This is a genomic window from Methanobacterium spitsbergense, from assembly GCF_019931065.1.
Lineage (GTDB): Archaea > Methanobacteriota > Methanobacteria > Methanobacteriales > Methanobacteriaceae > Methanobacterium_B > Methanobacterium_B spitsbergense.
This window is the reverse complement of record NZ_JAIOUQ010000003.1, coordinates 463,618-486,536: the sequence shown is the minus strand read 5'-3', so window position 1 is coordinate 486,536 and position 22,919 is coordinate 463,618. Positions and strand designations below refer to the sequence as shown.

At 32.5% G+C, this 22,919-nt stretch carries 25 protein-coding genes; 15 read left to right on the top strand and 10 right to left on the bottom strand.

Going from position 1 to position 22,919, the window contains the following annotated elements; translation table 11 throughout:
* Positions 1-117 precede the first annotated feature (117 nt).
* On the bottom strand, positions 118-597 hold the full coding sequence (locus K8N75_RS03695) for a DUF308 domain-containing protein (RefSeq protein WP_048192177.1): 480 nt from the start codon (positions 595-597) through the stop codon (positions 118-120).
* Between the two features lie 522 nt (positions 598-1,119).
* On the opposite strand from K8N75_RS03695, the gene K8N75_RS03690 reads away from it, so the two are divergent.
* Together K8N75_RS03690 and K8N75_RS03685 are read left to right on the top strand one after the other, a co-directional pair.
* Entirely contained in the window at positions 1,120-2,115 is a 996-nt protein-coding gene (locus K8N75_RS03690) for an ArsA family ATPase (protein WP_223790767.1), read from the top strand.
* 63 nt (positions 2,116-2,178) lie between these two features.
* Entirely contained in the window at positions 2,179-2,544 is a 366-nt protein-coding gene (locus tag K8N75_RS03685; protein WP_223790766.1) for a cupin domain-containing protein, read from the top strand.
* A gap of 68 nt (positions 2,545-2,612) precedes the next feature.
* Here K8N75_RS03685 and K8N75_RS03680 read toward each other — a convergent pair whose 3' ends face one another.
* Complete coding sequence (locus tag K8N75_RS03680) at positions 2,613-3,065, bottom strand: DUF2115 family protein (RefSeq protein WP_223790765.1); 453 nt, start codon at positions 3,063-3,065, stop codon at positions 2,613-2,615.
* A 2-nt stretch (positions 3,066-3,067) separates the two neighbouring features.
* A complete protein-coding gene (gene cbiE, locus K8N75_RS03675; protein WP_223790764.1) occupies positions 3,068-3,691 on the bottom strand; it encodes a precorrin-6y C5,15-methyltransferase (decarboxylating) subunit CbiE in 624 nt (207 codons plus the stop codon).
* A 220-nt stretch (positions 3,692-3,911) separates the two neighbouring features.
* On the opposite strand from cbiE, the gene K8N75_RS03670 reads away from it, so the two are divergent.
* A complete protein-coding gene (locus K8N75_RS03670) occupies positions 3,912-5,099 on the top strand; it encodes a redox-regulated ATPase YchF (protein WP_223790763.1) in 1,188 nt (395 codons plus the stop codon).
* A 219-nt stretch (positions 5,100-5,318) separates the two neighbouring features.
* Here K8N75_RS03670 and K8N75_RS03665 read toward each other — a convergent pair whose 3' ends face one another.
* The 4 genes from K8N75_RS03665 to K8N75_RS03650 form a co-directional block, all read right to left on the bottom strand.
* The gene (locus tag K8N75_RS03665) at positions 5,319-6,083 is read right to left on the bottom strand and encodes an aspartate dehydrogenase (RefSeq protein WP_223790762.1); all 765 of its coding nucleotides are present in this window, start codon (positions 6,081-6,083) and stop codon (positions 5,319-5,321) included.
* Positions 6,084-6,385: 302 nt separating this feature from the next.
* Entirely contained in the window at positions 6,386-7,072 is a 687-nt protein-coding gene (gene npdG, locus K8N75_RS03660; RefSeq protein WP_223790761.1) for an NADPH-dependent F420 reductase, read from the bottom strand.
* Between the two features lie 54 nt (positions 7,073-7,126).
* Positions 7,127-8,200 carry an NAD(P)-dependent alcohol dehydrogenase gene (locus K8N75_RS03655; RefSeq protein WP_223790760.1) on the bottom strand — a complete coding sequence of 358 codons (1,074 nt, stop codon included), beginning with the start codon at positions 8,198-8,200 and terminating at the stop codon, positions 7,127-7,129.
* A gap of 125 nt (positions 8,201-8,325) precedes the next feature.
* Positions 8,326-8,925 (bottom strand): acetate uptake transporter, encoded by a 600-nt coding sequence (locus K8N75_RS03650; protein WP_223790759.1) that lies wholly within the window; start codon positions 8,923-8,925, stop codon positions 8,326-8,328.
* 459 nt (positions 8,926-9,384) lie between these two features.
* On the opposite strand from K8N75_RS03650, the gene K8N75_RS03645 reads away from it, so the two are divergent.
* The 5 genes from K8N75_RS03645 (at position 9,385) to K8N75_RS03625 (ending at position 13,395) form a co-directional block, all read left to right on the top strand.
* A complete protein-coding gene (locus K8N75_RS03645) occupies positions 9,385-9,975 on the top strand; it encodes a TetR/AcrR family transcriptional regulator (RefSeq protein WP_223790758.1) in 591 nt (196 codons plus the stop codon).
* Between the two features lie 265 nt (positions 9,976-10,240).
* Positions 10,241-10,852 carry a TetR/AcrR family transcriptional regulator gene (locus K8N75_RS03640; RefSeq protein ID WP_223790757.1) on the top strand — a complete coding sequence of 204 codons (612 nt, stop codon included), beginning with the start codon at positions 10,241-10,243 and terminating at the stop codon, positions 10,850-10,852.
* A gap of 143 nt (positions 10,853-10,995) precedes the next feature.
* On the top strand, positions 10,996-11,286 hold the full coding sequence (locus K8N75_RS03635; protein WP_223790756.1) for a putative quinol monooxygenase: 291 nt from the start codon (positions 10,996-10,998) through the stop codon (positions 11,284-11,286).
* 599 nt (positions 11,287-11,885) lie between these two features.
* A complete protein-coding gene (locus tag K8N75_RS03630) occupies positions 11,886-12,938 on the top strand; it encodes an AI-2E family transporter (protein ID WP_223790755.1) in 1,053 nt (350 codons plus the stop codon).
* Between the two features lie 193 nt (positions 12,939-13,131).
* On the top strand, positions 13,132-13,395 hold the full coding sequence (locus tag K8N75_RS03625; protein ID WP_223790754.1) for a hypothetical protein: 264 nt from the start codon (positions 13,132-13,134) through the stop codon (positions 13,393-13,395).
* 119 nt (positions 13,396-13,514) lie between these two features.
* On the opposite strand, the gene K8N75_RS03620 is transcribed toward K8N75_RS03625, so the two are convergent.
* Positions 13,515-14,900: an NAD(P)/FAD-dependent oxidoreductase gene (locus tag K8N75_RS03620; RefSeq protein WP_223790753.1), complete on the bottom strand. Its 1,386-nt coding sequence runs from the start codon at positions 14,898-14,900 to the stop codon at positions 13,515-13,517.
* Between the two features lie 588 nt (positions 14,901-15,488).
* Between K8N75_RS03620 and K8N75_RS03615 the strand changes: the two genes are divergently transcribed.
* Complete coding sequence (locus K8N75_RS03615) at positions 15,489-15,830, top strand: hypothetical protein (protein WP_223790752.1); 342 nt, start codon at positions 15,489-15,491, stop codon at positions 15,828-15,830.
* 48 nt (positions 15,831-15,878) lie between these two features.
* On the top strand, positions 15,879-16,904 hold the full coding sequence (locus K8N75_RS03610; RefSeq protein WP_223790751.1) for a potassium channel family protein: 1,026 nt from the start codon (positions 15,879-15,881) through the stop codon (positions 16,902-16,904).
* Positions 16,905-16,919: 15 nt separating this feature from the next.
* On the opposite strand, the gene sfsA is transcribed toward K8N75_RS03610, so the two are convergent.
* Positions 16,920-17,639, bottom strand: coding sequence for a DNA/RNA nuclease SfsA (gene sfsA, locus K8N75_RS03605; RefSeq protein ID WP_223790750.1), 720 nt, complete (start codon positions 17,637-17,639; stop codon positions 16,920-16,922).
* 195 nt (positions 17,640-17,834) lie between these two features.
* On the opposite strand from sfsA, the gene K8N75_RS03600 reads away from it, so the two are divergent.
* Positions 17,835-18,035: a hypothetical protein gene (locus tag K8N75_RS03600; RefSeq protein ID WP_223790749.1), complete on the top strand. Its 201-nt coding sequence runs from the start codon at positions 17,835-17,837 to the stop codon at positions 18,033-18,035.
* Positions 18,036-18,069: 34 nt separating this feature from the next.
* On the opposite strand, the gene K8N75_RS14085 is transcribed toward K8N75_RS03600, so the two are convergent.
* A complete protein-coding gene (locus tag K8N75_RS14085) occupies positions 18,070-18,198 on the bottom strand; it encodes a hypothetical protein (RefSeq protein ID WP_255590769.1) in 129 nt (42 codons plus the stop codon).
* Positions 18,199-18,575: 377 nt separating this feature from the next.
* Here K8N75_RS14085 and cfbD point away from each other — a divergent pair, with 377 nt between their 5' ends.
* The 4 genes from cfbD (at position 18,576) to K8N75_RS03580 (ending at position 22,878) form a co-directional block, all read left to right on the top strand.
* Entirely contained in the window at positions 18,576-19,652 is a 1,077-nt protein-coding gene (cfbD, locus tag K8N75_RS03595; RefSeq protein WP_223790748.1) for a Ni-sirohydrochlorin a,c-diamide reductive cyclase catalytic subunit, read from the top strand.
* 75 nt (positions 19,653-19,727) lie between these two features.
* On the top strand, positions 19,728-20,735 hold the full coding sequence (locus K8N75_RS03590) for a sugar phosphate nucleotidyltransferase (protein ID WP_223790747.1): 1,008 nt from the start codon (positions 19,728-19,730) through the stop codon (positions 20,733-20,735).
* Between the two features lie 58 nt (positions 20,736-20,793).
* Positions 20,794-21,405, top strand: a complete 612-nt coding sequence (hisH, locus tag K8N75_RS03585) for an imidazole glycerol phosphate synthase subunit HisH (protein WP_223790746.1) — start codon at positions 20,794-20,796, stop codon at positions 21,403-21,405.
* A gap of 111 nt (positions 21,406-21,516) precedes the next feature.
* Positions 21,517-22,878, top strand: coding sequence for an AIR synthase-related protein (locus K8N75_RS03580; RefSeq protein WP_223790745.1), 1,362 nt, complete (start codon positions 21,517-21,519; stop codon positions 22,876-22,878).
* Positions 22,879-22,919: the final 41 nt, after the last annotated feature.

The window sequence follows — 22,919 nt, the reverse complement described above, 5'->3', positions numbered from 1 at the left end:
TTATCACTTCAATCGCATTAAACGAGAAAATAATTCTAATAATAATGTAAAAAAATTATTATAGATTTTTAAAAGAATAAAAAAAAATAGAGTTTGTTGGATATTTAAATTTTTTTCTTAATCCTTCTTGACAAGCATTATTATACCTGTGAATAACAGCCAGAGGCCAATTAATATTCCAAGGTATAGTGGATTTGCTATTAAAACTCCCACAATTAGGTATATTATACCAATAATTAGGGCTAAAACTCCATTCCATCTGCTTCCACCGGATTTTGAAACAATACCAATAATACCGGCAATTATCAGGAATAAACCAACTATATATACTATTAATCCAGCTACAAAGCTGAACAATGCAGGATTAAATATGAATCCAATACCCAATATTAAGGCAATTATTCCCAATATCAGTTCCAGGATTCCCATACCTGCACTTTCACCCATCTCTGCTATTCCACCCAATATAAGACCTATACCTAGGATAAGAACTATGAATCCAGTAAGTAGACTTAATGGAACGAGTCCTAATAAAGGAAAGGCCAATACAATTAAACCTAAAATGATCAATATTATTGCACTGCCCATTTTTTGCATATCACTACCTCCATTTAATATCCAACACACCCGTTAATATAATTATTAATCTATAATACTAATTAATATTATGATTGTCCCTTTATTTATTTCCTTCCTATATATTTTATTAGAAACATAAGTGATTCACAATACCGGTCCCACCAACTTACCAGGTATTCACATTGTATTGTATAATCTTAATCCTGATAAAAATACTAATTTTAAGACTTAGATAATCTAATTAATTTTAGAAACATAACAAAAACATAATTATTCTTAAAACTAAGAAAAAAAATTTATTAAAGATTTTAATTTTATTTTAGTAAATCAAATTTGAACAAAATAAGATTTTACAATTTTTAAACAATATTCCTAAGTGTGCTTATTAAAATAGAAAAAATATGAGATCATAAATTAAACATTATTTATTATTTAAAGGTCAACATAGAATAACTTTAAAAATAACTATAACATATCATACATCACAACCTTAGACTAAATTTTAGACTAATTAATAATATGAAAAATGGAGGGCAAATAATGGCATTTAAAGATCTTTTTAGGTTCAACAAAGGAAAAACAACATTTGTATTTATTGGAGGTAAAGGAGGGGTTGGTAAAACAACCATTTCTGCTGCTACAGCGTTATGGTTTTCAAGACAAGGCAAAAAAACCTTGATAATATCAACTGATCCTGCACATTCATTATCAGACTCATACGAGAGAAATATTGGTCACAACCCAACACCAATATCAGAAAATCTTGAAGCACTAGAAATAGACCCTGAAATTGCAATGCAAGATTATCAGGCCAAAATGAAAGAACAACAGTCTCTAAATCCTGGTATGGATATGGGTATGATGCAAGATCAGATGGATATGGCTTCAATGTCACCCGGTATAGACGAAGCCGCTGCATTTGACAAATTTCTCCAGTACATGACCACAGATGAATATGATATTGTTATATTTGACACAGCACCTACAGGCCACACACTCAGATTACTTTCATTCCCTGAAATGATGGATTCATGGGTTGGAAAGATGATAACTGTCAGGCGCCAAATTGGTAGTATGGCCAAGGCATTTAAGAATATCATGCCGTTCATGGGTGATGAAGAAGAAGAGGATAAAGCCTTAGAAGATATGGAAGAAACTAAAAAAAGAATAAGGGAAGCACGAGGTATTATGGCAGATCCTACTAGAACTTCATTTAAAACAGTTGTCATACCTGAAGAAATGTCTATATACGAATCAGAACGTGCAATGGAAGCACTCCACAAGTTCAACATGACGACTGATGGAGTAATTGTAAACCAGATCCAACCAGAAGAAGCTGATTGTGAATTCTGTGCAGCAAGACGAAAGATACAAGAACAAAGACTTATTACTATCCAACAAAAATTTGGTGGACAGGTTATTGCAGAGATCCCATTGCAAAAACACGAAGTCAAGGGAATGGAAAGACTAACCGAGATCGGAGACATCCTTTATGGAGATCATACCGAAGAGGTTAAAGCGCTCCCCATGAATTAAATTCCTTAATTAAGGGTTTAAAACCCTTCTATTTTTTTGTTAACACCTAATTATTTGATTCATATGCTGATAAAAGACATTAAAAAATCAACGTATTTCAAGGCCATCGATGAAACAACTCTATGCGAACTTATTCACCCTGAAAACGATAATGTAGAAATGGATTGTAGTATTGCCCATGCAATTCTTGGACCGGATCAATCTTCACTTCCCCATAAACTCATAAATTCTATTGAAATATATTATATCCTTGATGGAATGGGTAAAATATATATAAATAAGGAATCAAATGTTTTGAAAACAGGCCAATCTGTATATATTCCTTCAAATGCATGTCAAAGGATCAAAAATATTGGTAAAGATGATCTGAAATTTCTCTGCATCGTATCTCCACCATGGAGAGGAGAAGATGAATCCATCTGCAAGTAATGAATTTTATTCATTTTTGTCATTTCGATGATAATTACTTATTACATTATATGGAAGTACTGCTTGATCTAAACTTCTAGACAAACGCAAAAGTTGCAAAGGGATTCTTCTTCATTTTTAAAATATTTTTTTCCAGTACAGTAATAGAATTTTCCCCTTTGATAGACAGTTCTTCCTCCTGAAAAAACTATTCCTGGAGGATGTAAAGGCTTTTTTTCGATAAATGTTAAGTATATAGATATTATTTTTATAAATTCTTTAAATTCCTCATCATATGGTGCATAAAAATCAAAGTAATGATCTATGGCATGTTTGAGATCTTCGAGTTTATCTGTATCAATTTCCTCTTCACACCCTAAATAGGAAGTTCCTGTTAATCTATTGAAATTTTCTAGATTATAATTGGACATTTTTCCTTGTAACTCATCATCAATTTTCTTTTCAGGTTTTACTCGCGATCTGTAGCGTTCTATTTCTTGTTTAAGTTTTAAAAACAGTTCTGAGCTTTTAATTTTATCCACCTTCAGTAAACAACCAACACACACATATAACCAAATTGTTCATTTAAAAGTTCCTTGAGTTGGACTTCCACTATCTTTTCATTTTCGTAGCTTAAATTTTCACATACTGCTGCCCTTCTGTTTGGATCTATTCCTTGATCCAAAAGGTATTCCACAGTTTCTTCAATTGTATTGTTTGGCAGAATAATGGTGGTTCTTCCATTTGATAATAAGGAAATTAATTCGCCTGAAATCCCCTTTCCATGCATTGTTATGATATTGGCTTCATCCCATGATATTTGAAGTTTTGATGCACATATTTGAATCGAACTTATACCCGGAATAACTTCAAATTCCAATTTTCCAGCCAATTTTTTGATGGGTTTTAATACGCCTGAAAATCCAGGATCTCCAGTGGACAGAAGTGCAACAGCTCGTCCTTCACATGCCTTTGAAACGGCTAAATTAAGCATTTCCCCCATATTTTTAGCATTAAGTTCTATTTTTTCGGCTTTTGTATCTGGAAAAAGTTTTAAAGCTCTTTTACTCCCCATTAAAATATCGGAGGATCCAACTACATTTAAAGCCTCAAATGTTAAATATTTCTCAGATCCCGGCCCAACACCCACCAGATATAATTTTGACATTTGTTTATTCTCCTTAAACTCATAAAAATTAGATCATAGCTCTGATTAATGTCTAAATAATATTTAGATTTTTTTTATATTTATATTTCTCTAGTAACAATTTGACAAATGGAATTATTAAATAAATTCAGAGTATTGTTTTTTTCACTATCGAAATTGTTATTTAACATGGCCCATTAAATTAATTAAGAGATTCTTATAAATATCAGGAATGAGAAAAATGCTTCAAATCGCTGTAACAGGAAAACCAAACGTCGGAAAGTCATCTTTTTTTAATTCTGCAACATTATCAGAAGTAGAAGTTGCAAGTTATCCATTCACAACTATAGATGCTAACAAAGCAGTTGCACATGTTGTAACAGAGTGCCCATGCAAAGAACTGGAAGTAACATGTAATCCTAACAATTCAAAATGTGTATCTGGAAAAAGGTTGATACCTGTTGAACTTATAGATGTTGCAGGACTAGTTCCCGGTGCCCATGAAGGCCGAGGACTTGGAAACAAATTTTTAGATGACCTTAGACAGGCAAGAGCTTTCATTCATATTATCGATGCTTCAGGATCTACAGATGAAGAGGGGAGGCCTTGTGAACCTGGTAGTCATGACCCGCTGGAGGATGTTGAGTTTCTTGAACACGAGATCACCATGTGGCTTTTTGGAATCTTAAAGAAAAATTGGAATAAAATGATAAGGAAGGTAATGTCAGAAAGACTAGATCTTGCTAAGGTGATTTCTGAACAGCTGAGTGGAACCGGTATAAGGCTTGAAGATATTATTGAAGCAAAAAAGGTCGTTGATAAGGATTATGATAAATGGGATGATTCCGATATTATTGCGGTCCTTGATGACCTTCTTAAAAGAGCAAAACCAATGCTAATAGTTGCAAATAAGGCAGATATGCCCACATCGGATGAAAACATCAAAAGATTAGAAGATAAATATGGAAATGTAATTGCAGCTTCAGCAGAATCAGAACTTGCCCTTATACGTGCCTCAGAAGCAGGGTTAATAAGTTATTTCCCGGGTGATTCTGATTTTGAGATCCTTGAACCCGAAAAGCTCAATGAAAATCAAATGAAGGCTCTGAATTATATAAAAGAACATGTGCTCCAGAAGTATGGAAGTACAGGAGTACAAAAAGCACTTAACAGTGCAATTTTTGAAATTCTGGATATGATTGTTGTTTTTCCTGTTGAAGACGAACATAAATTATCAGACCAAAAGGGAAATATATTACCAGATGCTCTACTCATTAAGAAAGGTTCTAAACCAAGAGACATGGCATATGTAATACACACGGATATAGGTGATAGTTTCATGCATGCACTTGATGCTAGAAGTTGCAGAAGAATTTCAAGCGACTATGAACTTGTAGATGGTGACATAATAAGTATCATATGCCGCTAGGAGTATACATAATAAAAAATATAATATTTCCCTAATTAGTAATACTATACTAAATTTAGTGAAAAAGCAAAAATAAACAATAAACACTCAATCTAGACGATTTATGTTTGGCATGAAATGTGGATTACTAATCCTTAAAATTTGCAAGATATAGATGAAATGTGATAAAAATTGTGAATTAATGTTAATAAGTACAAAAAATAGTAATTTTAAAAAATTTTAGGTTAGGATCTTAAGATTTTCGTTTAAACTTTTAAGGAGTTTAATTGCAGAATAAGCGGCTAAAATACTTGTTTTCGGATTGGTGGCACATCTAATATTTTGGGTAGTAGTTTTAAGCTCCCCAAAATCACCCACTACATGAACCTCATGGCAGTTGCGGTCCACAGCAGGGTCAGCTATGATTTTTACATCCACTTCCTTACCGCAGGCAATAGTTAAAGCAGCAGCCACATTAATGTTTACTGGAAATTTACGCACCGCATCTCTTGCTTTGCCTTCGTATAATATTGTTTCCTTATCTGTTGAGATTCCTAGAGATTTAGGGGGCTTTCGTGTGACCAGGCTTACTTCACGGATCTTACCGATGGAAGCAGCTTTGATGCCGTCTAAACCTACAACGGCTCCAGAAGGTGCGTATATCTTTGAGTTATTTTGTTTGGCTATCTCATCTAGATGATTTCTAAGAGCAGGATCCATCAATGCCCCCAAACTCATGACAATCACATCTTTTCCTCTTTCGAGAATGTGTGGAACGACCTCCATCACAGCTTGGGGAGATGCACTTTCAATCACCAGATCAACCTGATCCAACATATCGTTTATATTGAGTACTACTATCCCATCTACTTGGGATGCCAGGTTTTCTGCTCTTTCCATATCCCTATCATAAAAAAATTTTAGATCAACACCCAGCTTTCCCTCCGATGCAAAATTAGTGATTATATTTGCTATAGCACCACATCCTAATATTCCGACCATCACATTAACACCTCTAATTGAGATTCCTAGATAAATAATTATAGGGGAAAGTGTATCTATTATAAATCCAGATGTTTGAAAATTTCGTTTTTCGATATGTAATTCACATTCTTGGCATTAATTCCTGTTTATTCAATGGACGTTCATTGACTTTAGATAATTCTAAACATTCTATTAATTGCCCCTTTTGCTATCTTTTCATAAAATTGAGCCCACGAATTCTTCATTTATAAATCGGTGCTTCTGATTCCCCTAAATTGGGTTTTTGTTTTGGATGTTTAATCCGATCAGAAGAGGAGTGATTTTTAGTATAATTTGCATTCGGGGTCTATTCCGGTTATTCTTATTCCGGCGTCTTTGCAGGTTTTTTTGATGTTTAGTCCGATAAGTAAGGGTGTGATTTTTTCGATGATTTGAGCTCTTTCTAGTGGTCCACAGTCTACGACTTGTACTCCGGGTATTTTTTCGATTAGTTTTGCGACTGTTTTTTTGGATTCAAGGTCGTCACCTGACATTAAACAGTCACAGTCTATGGGATTTGGGAAGTTCATTAGGGCTCCTGAACTGATGTTGTTGAATGCACATATTACGTTGGCTTCGGGTAGGATCTTTTGTGCTCTTTCAGAAGCTGCTCCTTCGGATAGGTAGATACATCGGGTTGGTGATCCGCCAATAGCTGATTCAAGTGGTCCGGTTGCATCTATTAATACTTTTCCGGCTGCATTATCCTTTATAGACAAGAGAGTTGCTCTTTGAGCCGCTAGCGGTACAGTTAAGATTAGTATGTCGGCTTCTTTTGCGCCATCAGCATTTTCAGCTGCTTTGAGATTGGGAATTTTATCCATGTCTAAAAGTTCTTTAACTTTTTCTACAGCTTTTTCAGCTTTTTCAATTGCTCTTGATCCTATTATAACATCTTCTCCGGCTTGTACAAAGCGTATGGCAATTCCTAAACCCTGTCCACCAGTTCCACCAATTATTGCTATTTTCATTTTTTATCAGCTCCATTTTAATTTCTTTAAAAAAAAGAATAGAATTCTAAATATTTATTCGTCTAAAAGGACGACTGGTTTGATTAAGTCTCTTGGTTTGTCTTTCATTAGGAGGAGTGCTTCTTCTAATTTGTCAAAACCTTTGTAGACATGAGTAGCCATGAGAGACGGATCCATACGTCCGTAACTTATAATATCTGCTAGTCTTTCCATTCTAACTCTTCCACCAGGGCAAAGACCTGTGACTATATCTTTATCGGCCATACCGAATCCCCAATTTACACGACAAAGTGGTATGGTATCTTTTTCACCGACTCCTTTACCATAGTAGTTATTGTTAGCAATTTTTGATCCTGCTTTAGCCATTTTTAATGCGTCTATTAGTATATCGGGACCTCCGCCTGATACGATTACTGCGTCAACTCCTGCGCCATCTGTTGCTTCAAGTATTTGTTCTGCGGTGTCTCCGTCTTTGTAGCTGATTATATCTGTAGCACCATATTCTTTAGCTACTTCAATAGCTTTAGGTCTGGTACCAACGGCAAATATTCTTCCAGCACCCCTTAATGCTGCACCGGCTACACCGCAAAGTCCAACTGGTCCAATACCTAGAACTGCTACAGTGGCCCCCATTCCAATTTCGGCGTTTTCAGCAGCCATAAAACCAGTAGTCATCATATCAGTAATCATAACCGCTGATTCTAATGACATTCCTTCGGGTAGATGTGCTAGGTTGTTATCTGCTAGGTTAACATGGAAGTATTCTCCGAATACGCCATCTTTAAAGTTAGAGAATTTCCAACCACCTAAAGCTCCACCACTTTGTGAAGGAAAACCACGTTGAACAGCTTCCGAATCCCAGTCAGGAGTTATAGCTGGTACAATTACCCTATCGCCTGGTTTGAAATCTTTAACTTCGTTTCCTACTTCGTCTACTACTCCTAAAGCTTCATGTCCTAAAATCATGTCATGTCTGTCACCTATTGCTCCTTCCCATACAGTGTGTACATCAGAAGTACATGGTGCTAGAGCTAAAGGTTTAACAATAGCATCTCTTGGGCCGCATTTTGGTTTATCTTTTTCTATCCATCCAATTTCCCCTATTTTTAACATTGCAAGTCCTTTCATTTCTTTTCACCTCATTTGATTATTCAAATCTAATTAGTAGTTATGAAATAGATCCTATATAAACATACCGAATGTTCTGTATGCCTGATTAATTAGTACATATTAAATTTTTAGGTGAGGGATGTTCAGGTTGGTAGAACCCTATTCCCATAGATTTCGTTTATAACCTCTGCCATTCCCAAGTAGAATGCTAGTAATCCGACAAATATTCCCACATAACCACCAATTATGTTTATGGTGCTGTTTCCGGTTAATGCGCCTAATCCTAATACGAAGAACAGTAATGTTAGTGTAGAGAATAGTATTTGGAATCCACGACTTATTCTAAGTGTTGCTACAAACATTCCAGCAGTCCAAACACCCCACAAGAATAAATATGCTGCGAGTGATGCTGAATTAGGTGCAGATGCCAGATTTAATTTGGGTAAAATTAGTAGTATTGCAAAGGAGTACCAGAAAGATCCAAATGCACCAAATGCAAGTGTGGCGAAAGTATTTCCATTCTTGTATTCCATTGCACCTACAATTAAGTCTATAGTTCCACCAAATGCCAGTACCATAGCCAATATCACACTGCTTAACTCATAAAATCCAGCATAAGAAAAACTTAATAGAATTAAGGTCATTCCAGTAGCAACCAGTCCTAAAGGGGCCGGATTTGCAGGGTTATGTTTTAATAGCTTCTGGCCATCTATAGTTATGGTGGCAGTTTCTTCTTCACCCATTTTTATCGCCAATCCATACTAATCTCAATGCTAGTCCTTTCATTTTTTCACCTCATTGATTTCTGCAAATTGATAGTAGTTATGTAGCCAAACATATAAACATACCGAATAGTCTGTTTGCGTGGGTTAATAGTAAATATTAATAGAGACCGTTCTTTTTGTAATTGGTCTAAAGAAAAACTTTTATCAAAATTAAAGTAATTTATGAACATTTATCCAACAAATTATTTCTTGTTCACGAATATAATAATTTTTAAATCTCAAAAATAAAATTAAAAGTTTTTAAAAGAGTATTAATATGTTTTGCCTAGAATGAATTCTTAATATACAGTATAAAGCAATTTAATAAACCATGACTTAATTTTATTCGATTAGGATATCTTTATTAATTTGATTGTCCCTAGATGATCTATAACATTACAAGACTTCTATTATTAAAAATTATAAAGAGATGTGTATATGGATACGAAATCTAGAATTATGGAAGAATCATTTAAATTATTTCTAAAAAAAGGATTTGTTGATGTTTCATTGAATGAAATTAGAAAAGCATCAAACATTACCACCGGCGGATTTTACTATCACTTTGACAGTAAAGACACTCTCCTAGTCGCAGTGATTGAAAAATACATATTTGACTATTTTAATTCAACCATACGAGAAATTAGAGATTTTGAAGGCACACCCAAAGAAAAACTAAAAACAGTGATATTATCAATCATAGGTGAAACACAATTATCTGAAAGTTCTGAAAAAATAGATTATAGGACATTACACTTACTATTAATGGAAGGTGTACAAAAATACGAAATAATAAGCAAACATTACACAGAATTTTATTACAACTTGTTAAACTTCATTAAAGATGTACTCGATGAGGGTATAGCCCAGGATATTATCAGACGGGATATTGATTCAACTGAATTTGCAACATTTATTCAAACTTCTATGGTTGGAACAGTCTTAATGTGGATAGCATTGCCTGAAATGCCATTAGAAAACAGAATGAATTCTAATATAGATCATTTATGGAATTATATTACAAAATAAATTTAGCATTAAAAAAATATAAGTTAACTTCTTATGTTCCTCTAGTTTATATTAGTGTTTTTTTTGAATATAACTTGAAAATATGGCATAAATTACATTCAAAAACATCATTTATGGTTTTGTAAATTTATAAATTACAAACAGAATAGTCGGTATGTTTATATAATACATTACATATATCATCTTATGGATTTGATTATCCCTAAAAGTCCGTGATAATACTAATAATTGGATAGTTGGATCAAAATTATAAAGAGATGTATATATGGATACGAAATCTAGAATTATGGAAGAATCATTTAAATTATTTCTAAAAAAAGGATTTGTTGATGTTTCATTGAATGAAATTAGAAAAGCATCAAACATTACCACCGGCGGATTTTACTATCACTTTGACAGTAAAGACACTCTCCTAGTCGCAGTGATTGAAAAATACATATTTAACTATTTTAATTCAACCATACGACAAATTAGAGATTTCGAAGGCACACCCAAAGAAAAACTAAAAACAGTGATATTATCAATCATAGGCGACGATATAACCATTAACAAAAGTACAAAATTGTGTGAAAGCTCTGAAAAAATAGATTATAGGACATTACATTTACTATTATTTGAAGGTGTTCAAAAATACGAAATAATAAGCAAACATTACACAGAATTTTATTACAACTTGTTAAACTTCATTAAAGATGTACTCGATGAGGGTATAGCCCAGGATATTATCAGACGGGATATTGATTCAACTGAATTTGCAACATTTATTCAAACTTCTATGGTTGGAACAGTCTTAATGTGGATAGCATTGCCTGAAATGCCATTAGAAAACAGAATGAATTCTAATATAGATCATTTATGGAATTATATTACAAAATAAATTTAGCATTAAAAAAACATAATAGTCGGTATGTTTAATTAATAATCCAACAAATATATGAAATTATCTCGAGGCGAAATACCTCGATAATGTGAAAATCTGGATTAACCAAGATAATATAAATAATTTTAGGGAGGAATCAAATGATCATAGTAACAGCCACAATAACAGCTAATCCTGGTGAGAGGGATAAAATCATTACAAAATCTCAAGATTTAATTGAATCAACTCGTTTAGAATCGGGTTGTATCAGTTATAATTTATATGCAAGCACTGAAGGTGATGATATCCTACTGATGCTCGAACAATGGGAAAATCTAGAAGTATTAGAAACGCATATGCAAACTGAACATTTCAAAGCATTTGGTGTGGCAATTGAAAATTTTTTAGCGAGAAAATTAGACATTGCTGTTTACTCAGCTGACAAAAAATGAACCTATATACTCTTTTTTTAGTTCTAATAGAAAGTGGTTACAATTTGGAACATTATTGAAAAATTCCACCAAAAATTTTTATTCGTCATAGCATCATTTACGAAGTTATCTAATCTATTTTAGTCACCAATTTTTTAGAAAAATCTTTGTTGCGAATACGAAAAAATAAATAATAATTTAATTAACAAAGGAAATAAAAAACCACTGATTGATACAAAAAATGAATTGGATATGCTAAGTATCATATGTCGCTAGTTTAAAATAAATATAAAATTAATATATTCATAAGGGACAAATGAAAACTGATTATTTCCCTTTTAATTTTTATTTGAGTAATCCTTGTTTCTTTAACGTATTTAATTTTAGAAAATAAACATTTACATCATACTTACATTTTTTTAGATTGTTATATAGTATATTAATCTAAAACGCTCAATTAACATTATAACTTAAATATTGGATATAACATTTTAAATCAGTTGATGTATGATTCAATTGAGAGTCTCTATGTAAGTTTTTATATTTTGGAAAAATGCAAAATACTTCTAAAGAATTAAATATACATGGAACATAATATTCTAAAAGTTTGTAGGTGGAGTATGAGTTATAATTTAAAAAAAATAGCTATTTCAACAATAATACCTCTTATAATAATCTTAACACTTCTTTCACTGGGAATTTTAATCCCAATTTTGACTATGGTAATATTCGGTGCTATATTAGCATATTATATCCGATTTATATCCCGGAAAATCAAACCATATGTTAAAAATAACACTTTGTCTGTTTTTTTAGGTATAATAGTATTCACCATTCCCATAGTTTTATTGTTGTATTTTACTTTAACGCAGTTTGTACTTATAGCTGAATCTTCATTTGGCTCATTACAGCAAGCTGCTACTGGCAATTCTACTATGAACATGACTGTAATAAACCAAGCTGTAAATAATCTCAATCTTCCAAGTAATCTTACCCAAAGTATAATAACAGCTGTACAATCTGGAATTAAAGAATTTATTTCATTTGTTGCTAGCTCCGTAGTTGCCATGATAAGCTCAATTCCATCTTTTGCTGCCCAAATGCTCATATTAATTTTTTCAGTATTTTATTTTGCAAGAGATGGAGATAAAGTAATTCAATTTATAACAGATGTTATTCCGGTTAAAGATAATGATTTCTATCATGAATTGTTTGATAGTGCTGAAGATGTTTTAAAAAGCATAATTGTCGGTAATGCTATTCCTGCAGTAATCCTTGGAGTACTCTCTGGAATTTTATATTACTTCCTAGGATATCCTTATGCACTATTATTAGCTATCATAAGTGGAATAGCCATGTTTATACCCATTATTGGTCCATGGATCGTGTATGGTGCCATTGGAATTATCAGTATACTCCTTGGGAACACCACACAAGGTATATTGGTGATTATATTTGGTTGGATAATAGAAACAACAACAGACTTTTACATAAGACCCAAGATTGCTGTTCAATATTCTGAAATACATCCATTGGTATTTTTATTAGGATTCATTTATGGTGCGGTGACTATGGGTATTCCTGGACTATTTATAGGGCCATTAATATTGGGAATAACTTATGCGGCTTATAAAATCTATAGAAAAGAAAAAATAAAAACAAAAAAGTCATGAAACTAAAAATTGGATAAAAATTTCACAATAAATTTTTTAGGTTCTATAATTTGGAATTAAATGTAGTTAGATATTGATTGATCTAATAAATTCACATCTTTGATATTTTGATAAAACTTGATCATTTCATACTATCTGAAATTTATATAACAGTAATGCTGTTACTTTACTTACAAGAATAAGGTGATAAAATATGGCTATGACACTCTGGAATTTTGTAGAAATTGTTGAAGAAATTGAAAATGCGACGATATACATTGAAAATTATACAAACGAAGAAAATCCCGATGGAAAAGAAATTCACAGAGTTGAAATGAATGTTGAAGATACTGACACTGAAATTATTATGGGATCATACATCCTTGAAGCAGAATCCAAAAAAGCCTTGGACCAACAAGTGAAATTCACACTTGGAGGGTATTTCAAAAAAATAGATGTTGTAAATAAATTATATTAATTAAATTATTTTTAAATATTTTTATTGATTCATATCAATTATTTCAATTTTATGTCATGTTTGAGTAAATTGAAATAAATATTTGAGATAATTAGTCTATTTTTGTTCAAGACTTTACTTTATATGTTTTTTTTAATAATGTCCCTTGCAGCTATAATTCCTGTGGCAGCTGCCCCAACAATTCCTCTAGATACTCCTGCACCGTCTCCAGCAGCATAAAGCCCTTCAATTCTTGTTTTCATATTTTTATTCATTTCCAATCTCATTGCATATAATTTTATCTCAGGTGCGTAAAGAAGAGTTGAATCAGAAGCAACACCAGGCATTACTTTATCTAAGGCTTCAAGACCTTCTATAATATCCACCACCACCCTATGTGGAAGTGCCATTGCAATATCCCCTGGAGTTACACAGTCAAATGTCGGCACAACATTACTTCTTTCAAGTCTCCTCCAAGTAGATCTTCTTCCTCTTCGGAGATCTCCTAATCTTTGAAGAAGTGGTTTTCCTCCACCAAGGGTGTTGGTAATTGTTGCAATAGAAAATGCATAATCAGAAGTATTCTCAATTGGTTCGGTTAATTCCACCCTAACTAAAAATGCAAAGTTTGTATTATCTGATAATTTATCTCTCATTGAATGACCATTCACACCCATAAAATCATCATAAACCTCTTCAACTACAAATCCATGATTACAAACACAAAAAGTCCTAACAAAATCATCATAAGTCTTGGTTATTATATGGAATTTTGGATCCCAGTTTATCGTGGTTACATCATCCATCACTATTTGAGGCAGCTCCACCCTTACACCCACATCAACAGGATTATGTTTCACAGGAATCCCAAGTTTATCTGTTTGATTCGACAACCATTTAGCCCCGATTCTTCCTGGAGCTGCAATTAAATAGTTACAATAAATTTCAAAAATACCTTCTCCATAATTCTTTAGCTTTGCACCCTTCACTTTTTCATCAACAATTATGTCCAAAACTTCGGTTTCCAGCATGAATTGAACGCCTTTATCTTCAAGTTCATCTTTTATAGAATTTATAATCGGGGGAGTTTTGTCAGAACCCATATGTCGCTGTACTATAGGTATAAAATTTATTCCTATAGCTGCTGCCTCCTTTAGAATAGGGGAGATTTTATCTTTATCAGGTGCGTAAATCTCTTCAGGTGCACCATGTTTAAGGAACGTTTGGTCAATTTCATTAATAATACTCCAAGCTTCTTCAGTACTAACAAATTCTTCAAGGTTTCCTCCTATATCGGGTCTTAGATTAAGTTTACCATCTGAAAGACCTCCAGCACCACCTAATCCTCCGGTTATGTTACATGGAAAACATTTTCTGCAACTTCCATTAGAGAGAGCATCACATCTCCTTTCATTCAAACCTCGACCTTTATCCACTATAACAACTTCAAGCTTTCCTGCCAATTCATTTGCTGCAAAAAGACCTGCAGGTCCTGCACCTATAATCAGAACATCACATCTATTCATAACTATCACCTAGTTTTTACAAATTCTAAAAAAAATTTCTACTAATTATATTATCTATTTTAGAAACTCTATAAATTTTAGTAATAATTTCATATATTCTTCGTAGAGAGAGACATGCATTTCCAGTGTATCCAGTGTAAAAAAATATATTGAACAACCCATCCAGAGGAGTTTTAAAAATGATTTGGAAATTTTTAAGACAATAAAAAATTTAAAAATACTTTAAAAACTTTTTAAACTTTAAATAGATTGAATAAACTTATAAATCCATAAATTTAAGTTTATTTATAATTTTATATACTTTCATCATCTTTTTATGGTGAACCCTCCGTATGTATGTAGTTAAAAAGGAGAAAATCAAAACTGGGTTTCAATAATTTTTGTTATAGTATTAATATTTAGTTTAAATTTTTGATGAATTGGGCTAAAAAATTAGAAAGAATAGAAAATATAAATTAACAGAATTTAAATAAGTTAAAAATAAGTATTTGCCTAAGAAACTGAACTAATTTTTAAATTGTAATGATTAATTAGCAAAATTTATTAAAGAAAAAATTCCATATTAGCATAAATATATGGGGGAAAAAAATGAAGCTTTTAAATGTTACTCTATCCATATTGCTAGTTTTAGGTTTTGTAATGACACCTTCATGTGTTTTTGCTTATGAAAATTCATTTACAAGTTCAGCTAGTATTTCTGGATTTTCAGTACATTCATTAAGCACGATAACTAATTTAAATCCAATGGTCAAAGGATCCAGTGTTGGAGGAAAAGGTTCTACTTCATCATCAAAAAAGATCAAAGATAGTGACGATGATGATAGTAACAGCACAGATGATGGTAACAATTGGTGGATATGGATAATAGTTGTAATTATTATAATCTTAATAATATTTGGAATCTGGTTTTTCTATCTCAGAAATAGATAAAAATTAATCTAATAATCTGAGTAAAAATTTAGGAAAAGGGTAAGTAAAATGTTTGTTGTATTTGAAGTTATAAGGGAAAATTTCCCAAAGTTAATAAAAAGACCACTCACGCGCATTTTAATACTGGTTGTGGCCGTAATTGCTTATGGAACCATTGGATTCCATTTCATTGAAAGCCAAAATTGGACTGTGTCGATTTACTGGACATTTGTAACCATAGGTACTGTCGGTTACGGTGATTATGCTCCCAAAACTCCATTGGGAATGTATTTTACCATTACATTATTGGTTATGGGTATTGGAACGTTTGCTGTGGCAATAGAATCCATTGTTGAAGTGATAACCAGTAAACAACAGATGAAGATTATGGGGCTGATTAACGTGAAAAGATCAAAGCATATTGTAATTTGTGGTTGGACAGAAAGTACTGTTGAATGTATAAAAGAAATTGGTAAGGACAATGAAGTTTTTATTCTTGACGAAAATGAAGGAGTTCGTAAAAACGCACTGAAAAACGGAGTTAATTTCGTTCAAGGAGACCCAACCAGAGTAAAGGATCTTAACAAAGCCAATGTCAGGGGCGCTAAAGCAGTTATAGTTGATATGGAATCAGATTCCCATACAATCCATTGTATACTGGGAATAAGAAAAATTGATCCTAATGTCCGGATAATTGCTGAAGCACAACGTTATGAAAATATTGATCAGATAAAACTGGCAGGTGCGAACCAAGTAATATCCCCATTTGTAATTTCAGGACGACTAATGTACAAAAGTATTGATGGAGGATACGAAGCCATGTTTGTGCAGGATGTGCTTGCAGAACACAAAGAAAGGGAAATGAGAGAAGTTATAGTTGGATCTACCAGTTATTTCGCCGGTAAAAGTGTTAGAGAAGCGGATTTACACCATAAAACAGGGATTGTGCTGGTTGGTATTGGAAAACAAGGAAAATTAACCATAGACCCCCCACGTGACTTAATAATAGATGTAGGGGACATAATACTTGGAATTGGTAAACCATCCGAGTTTGAAAGATTCAAAAAAGAAGAATTTCCAAATGAAATTTCATAATCACCCATATCTTTTTTAAAAATCCATTCTTAAATTTAATCTTTTAAAGGGAATTATTTCCATTGAATCTTTTTTATAGATATTTTCAAATGAATAAGCAACTATATTGACACCCTTAGTCTCTGCTTTTTTTAATGCATAAGAAAAATCTGGATCCATTTCCATATTTGGAGTGAATTCAATTGCATCATCCCTCAATATCAGGAAAAGTACTGAAGATTTAAATCCATCATTTATTGAAAAAGTTAATTCATCAAGGTGTTTTTTACCTCTTATGGTAGGTGCATCTGGAAACTTGGCAAGTTTCCCGTCTACTAATGTACATCCCTTGACTTCAAGTAACATTTTCTTATTTTCAGTGTTTGTTAACAAAAAATCAATTCTACTTTTACCATACGTATACTCTCGTCTCTCTATACAATAATTGGATAATTCTTTTATATTACCAGATTCTATTAGTTCTGCTGCTATATCACTGTGAAATCCAGAATTTAATAAAACCCAAATATCACAATTAAAAACTGCTATAACATCATAATTTGTCTTTCTTTTCTGTTTTGAAATTGCCTTTCTAAGAAGAAGTTTAACATTTGGAATTAAAAGTTCCTTAAGTCGACCAGGATCTCTTAGATGTGCCATCTCAGTTATACCTGATCCTTGTTCAACTTCAAATGTAACTAAAAACCTATTGGGCCTTTCAATAAATCTTCCACAAATTAAATTCTCTATTTTCATTATTAACTCACTTCATTAACTCAAGATTAATAATTTACTAATTATATGAATAAAAAAAAATTAAATTCTTAATAATCTTTATTTCCACTTGGTTATGCGGGATATATATTAATACAAATAAATTACTTTATATATTAGTTATAAGTGGATAACGATCTCCAAAATCCAACAATCCCATATTTATCAGAGGTATTAGTGCTGTTTACAAATTTACCATTTTTTAATATGGACGCAGCTATGATATTATTAGTATTATCCATTTTTTGGAAATCAAATCCCACAGCATATGTGGTTCCATCTAGAGGAAATGTTTTAGGTCCTGTTCCAGATAATGTTTGTGAAGTAATTTTATTAGCTTCATTTCGGGTTATACTACCTGTCCAGTTGCCAGTGTAATTTACGGATATTTCAATCCCTGTTTTACCTGAAACTAATGATGGATCAAATGTTTTGTTGATGCATTTAGTTTTTCTTGATTTGCTTTGTCCATTAAGGAGTTAACAACCATATATCCTGCTAATATCAGGAATACAACTCCAACCAGTTGATTATATTTCATTGTTTCATTTAATCCATTCCTAATATTTAATTAAATTCATACATTCAAAACAAATATGAATATTTTTAATCTCTTTTTAAATCGTTACACTTTCAAATAATAAATTAAAAACTTGAATTAATTTTAGATTCAGTATTACATTTATAATGTAAAATTTTAGATATTAATATTTTTCCATTTAGAATGGATTTTATTTAGAAAAATTAAGTAAAACATGACTAGGATATTTTAAAAAAAATTAATTTCTTACCCAACTTTTTATTTGATTTACAAATTAATCAACTATAACAGAATTTATACGATTAAAATTATATTATTAATTCTAAATTCATTATCAAATAAAAATTTTATTCAATTTAGATTATTGAGGTGATAATTTGCATCCAAGACCAAGCCCAATAGCCGCGTCTTTATACACATTAAGAGATATGAATGCTGATGTAATCATATTACACGGCCCACATGGCTGTTGTTTTAGAACAGGCCGTCTTCTGGAAAATGATGGTGTAAGAATTGTAACTACTGCAATGTCTGAAAATGATTTTATATTCGGAGCCTCTGAAAAACTTGAAGAAACACTGAATAAAGTAGATGAAATGTTCTCACCAAAGCTTGTTGGAGTTGTTGGGACATGTGTTAGTATGATCATTGGCGAAGATATGAAAGAAGCTGTAAAAAATGCCGATATAAAAGCAAAAGTGGTTACTGTAGAATCTCACGGAGGACTGGGAGAAGGTGACAACACAGAAGGTGCGATTGCAGTCTTAAATGCAGCAGCAAAGGAAGGAATTATACCATCAAATGAAATGGAGCGTCAGAACAAAATGCTCCAACTCGCTACAGAGATTGAGAAAACACGAGGAATGGCCCAAGGACAATATATAAAACCATCTTATGGCGATAATAAAGTCAAAGTTGCAAAATTGTTAATTGATGCCATAAAAAAGGGCGATAAAATAGCAATAATTCTCAATGCCAAAAAAGAAACTTCCTACCTTTTTTCAGATATACTAAAAATTCAATTTGAAAAAATCAAGCCAAATATCAATATAACTCTCATTGCAAACCTCGATGATAAGATCGGCTTTCCACGAATAAGGCAACATGCAGTAAATATTAAAAAAGAGCTCTCAAATAATGGGATTAGCATAGATTACATTACAGGCGGTTTAGATGAATATCCTGTAACTGGTAAAAAAGCTGTAGAAATTTTAAAGGAAGAAAAATTTGATGTTATAGTTGTTGCTGGAGTTCCACATGCATTGCCTATAGAAGAAATCGAAACAACTTCAATTGCTATTACTGACGGTCCTAGGCTTGTTGAACCACTTAAAAAAATAGGATACAACTACGTTGTGACAGAATTAGATGCCCATGCTAAAACACTTGGAACAGACAATATTGTACCATCAGATTTTGGAGATTCTCTCAGAGGTTTGATGGATATTGAATGAATTTTTATATATAATAGTTTTAATAGTATAGCCATAACTATGAACAAATCATTTTGAATATTTAAGGGTGATATTATGACGAGAACCATTGGAATGATACTCTGCGGGGGCTTTGGGAAGAGGTTAAGGCCTTTAACTGAAACAGTTCCAAAACCACTCATTGAGATTAAAGATGACTACACCATTTTAGACAAACAACTCTTTGACTTTAAAAATGCAGGAGTAGATAAGGTACTTCTTTTAACTGGATTTTTAAGTGAAAAAATTCATGAAAGATATGGAGAGGAATATAGGGGTGTTGAAATTGAATACATTGTTGAAGATGAACCTCTGGGAACATTAAATGCAATTAAATTAGGTATGGAAAACCTTAAAGACAATGAACAGTGCGTAATAAGAAATGGAGATGTTGTTGCAGATTTGAATATTAAAAAAATGATTGAACAGGGCGAAAAATCAGATTATCCCCTTTCAATATTCATTACCAAAATGGTTTCACCATACGGAATCGTTGAAATAAGTGGTGATAGACTTGTTTCATTTAAAGAAAAACCCGTACTCGATTATTATATTAATGGAGGAGTATACTTTTCAAAGGGAGAAATCGACTTTGGAAGCTTTGATGTGGGAGACATCGAAAAAACAGTTTTTCCAATGTTAGCTAAAAACAATCAACTAGGTTACTATAAGGAAAATGGTCTATTTTGGATGGCTATCGACACATCTAAAGAACTTGAAGCCATTAAAAAGGAATATGAAAATAGAGAAGATAAACCATGGGGATATGAAAAGATTCTCATCAATACTGAAAAGTATCTTACCAAAGAGCTGTTCATAAGAGAAGGATATCAAACTTCTTTCCATTACCATTCTCAAAAGGATGAAACAATGTATATAGTGAGTGGTGCAGGTTATATAGAATTCGAAGAACGTAAGGAATACTTTGGAAAAAATGACACTATAAGGATTGAACCAAAAGAAGTACATTCTATAGTTGCCATGGAAAACACAGTTCTGCATGAAATTTCAACACCACACTTGAATGACACCATAAGGGTTAAAGATTACTATAAAACCAGATAACAATTAAATTTAATTTCTATTGGAAATTAAAGATTAATTACGTAGGACAGGCCAAAAAATGATTGCTATTATTGATTATGGATCGGGAAACCTTAAGAGCATTAAAAATGGTTTTTCAAAGGTAGGTACCGATGCTATTATTTCTTCTTCAATCAAAGAGCTAAATGATGCAGAAGCACTTGTACTACCTGGTGTCGGTGCATTTGGAAATGCTATACAAAATTTATGTGGTTACGAAAAACCTATAAATGATCATATCGATGATGGTAAGCCATTTTTAGGCATTTGTCTAGGTCTTCAAATTCTTTTTACTAGTAGTGAAGAAAGTCCGGGCATTCCTGGACTTGATATTTTTAAAGGGAAAGTTTTGCATTTCCCAGATTCTATGAAAGTAGATGGTTTTAAAATTCCTCAGATGGGCTGGAATCAGCTTGAAATAAGGAATGAATGTCCAATATTAAATGGAGTTGGAAGTGATTTCATGTACTTCGTTCATTCATATTATGTGGATCCTGATGACAAAAAAATAATAGCTGCAACTGTTAATTATGGTATTGATGTCCCTGCTGTTGTCTGTTTGAAAAATGTTTTTGCTACACAATTTCATCCAGAAAAAAGTGGAGAGGAAGGACTAAAAATACTCAAAAATTTTGTTGATCTAGTACCATAATCAAAATATATTTGTAATAGTAGAATTATCTGAACATTAATATTAATTTTCAGTAAATAATTATTAATATAATTTACATCATAATAATAAACACATAAAAAGGTGTTGTAAGTGGATATAGAAGGATTCGTAAGGCGAACACTAAAGGATGAAGACGAGAAAACCGTCCAAAAAAACCTAATAAACAAAATATTAGAATATAAAGATATTGATAATGAAAAAGCCAAAGAAATGGCTGCTGCAGTTATTGATGAGGTAAAATGTACGCTCAAAATCGATTCCTATCCTGATGAATCCATGAAGGAATTAATAAAATATCCTGAGTCTCATGTAGCGATGGGTGAAATTGGTGTTGGATCTCGAGGTGCAGGAGACTTTTTTGTACATAGGAAAATCGCAGAAATTGTTTCAAGTACCAAGAGTAGTGCATATATATCACCATCAGCACAAGACGATGGCGGAGTTGTTAAATCAGAAGTTGATTCAAAAGAAGTATATATTACAACTGCAGTAGATGGTATTCATTCAAGACTCAGCGAATATCCATTTTTAGGAGGTTTCCATGTTGCTAGGGCTACATTAAGAGATGTATGCGTTATGGGTGCAGATCCAATTGCTATGTTAAGTGATCTTCATCTTGCAGATGATGGAGACGTGGGAAAACTTTTTGACTTTACAGCAGGAGTTTGTGCAGTTTCTGAACTTGTAGATGTGCCTTTAGTAGCAGGTAGCACTCTAAGAGTCGGTGGAGATATGGTTTTGGGTGACAGACTTGTCAGTGCGGTTGGTGCTGTAGGAATATCACAATATCCTCCAACTGCTAGGAAAAGAGCAGAATCTGGTGATGTTGTACTTCTTACAGAAGGTTCCGGTGGAGGTACCATTACAACTACAGCCATCTATCATGGAATGTTTGACGTTGTATGGGAAACAATGGATATTAACTTTATAAAATCATCTGAAGCAATATTCAAAGCAGGGCTCTTACCAGAAGTTCATGCTATGACAGATGTTACAAATGGTGGTTTAAGAGGAGATGCTCATGAAATAACCAAAACAACAGGTTTAGGATTAACTTTCTATGAGGATAAAATCAGGGGAATGGTAAATCCAAAGGTATTGGATATGCTTGAAAAACTCGATATAGATCCTCTTGGTGTTTCTGTGGATTCATTGATGATTATAGCTCCTGAAGATGTTGCATCAAATGTTAAAAAGGCAATATCGAATGTTGGAGTTAAAATTAGCGAAATTGGATTTGTTGATGATACAGGTGTTTCAAAACTTATAAAAGAAGATGGAGAAGAAGAATTAAAACCTCTTTTCAGGGAAGCAGCATATACCAAAATAAAAAAAATTGTTGGAGACATAGAACCAGAAGATTTTGACATCATGAAGGACAAAGTTCAAAATGCTACCTTAGAAGCTATAAAAAAGAAGGATAAAATTGTAAAAATAATAAGTGAAAGATAAACATCATTTCCACAACACAATAAAAAATAAATTTTATATGT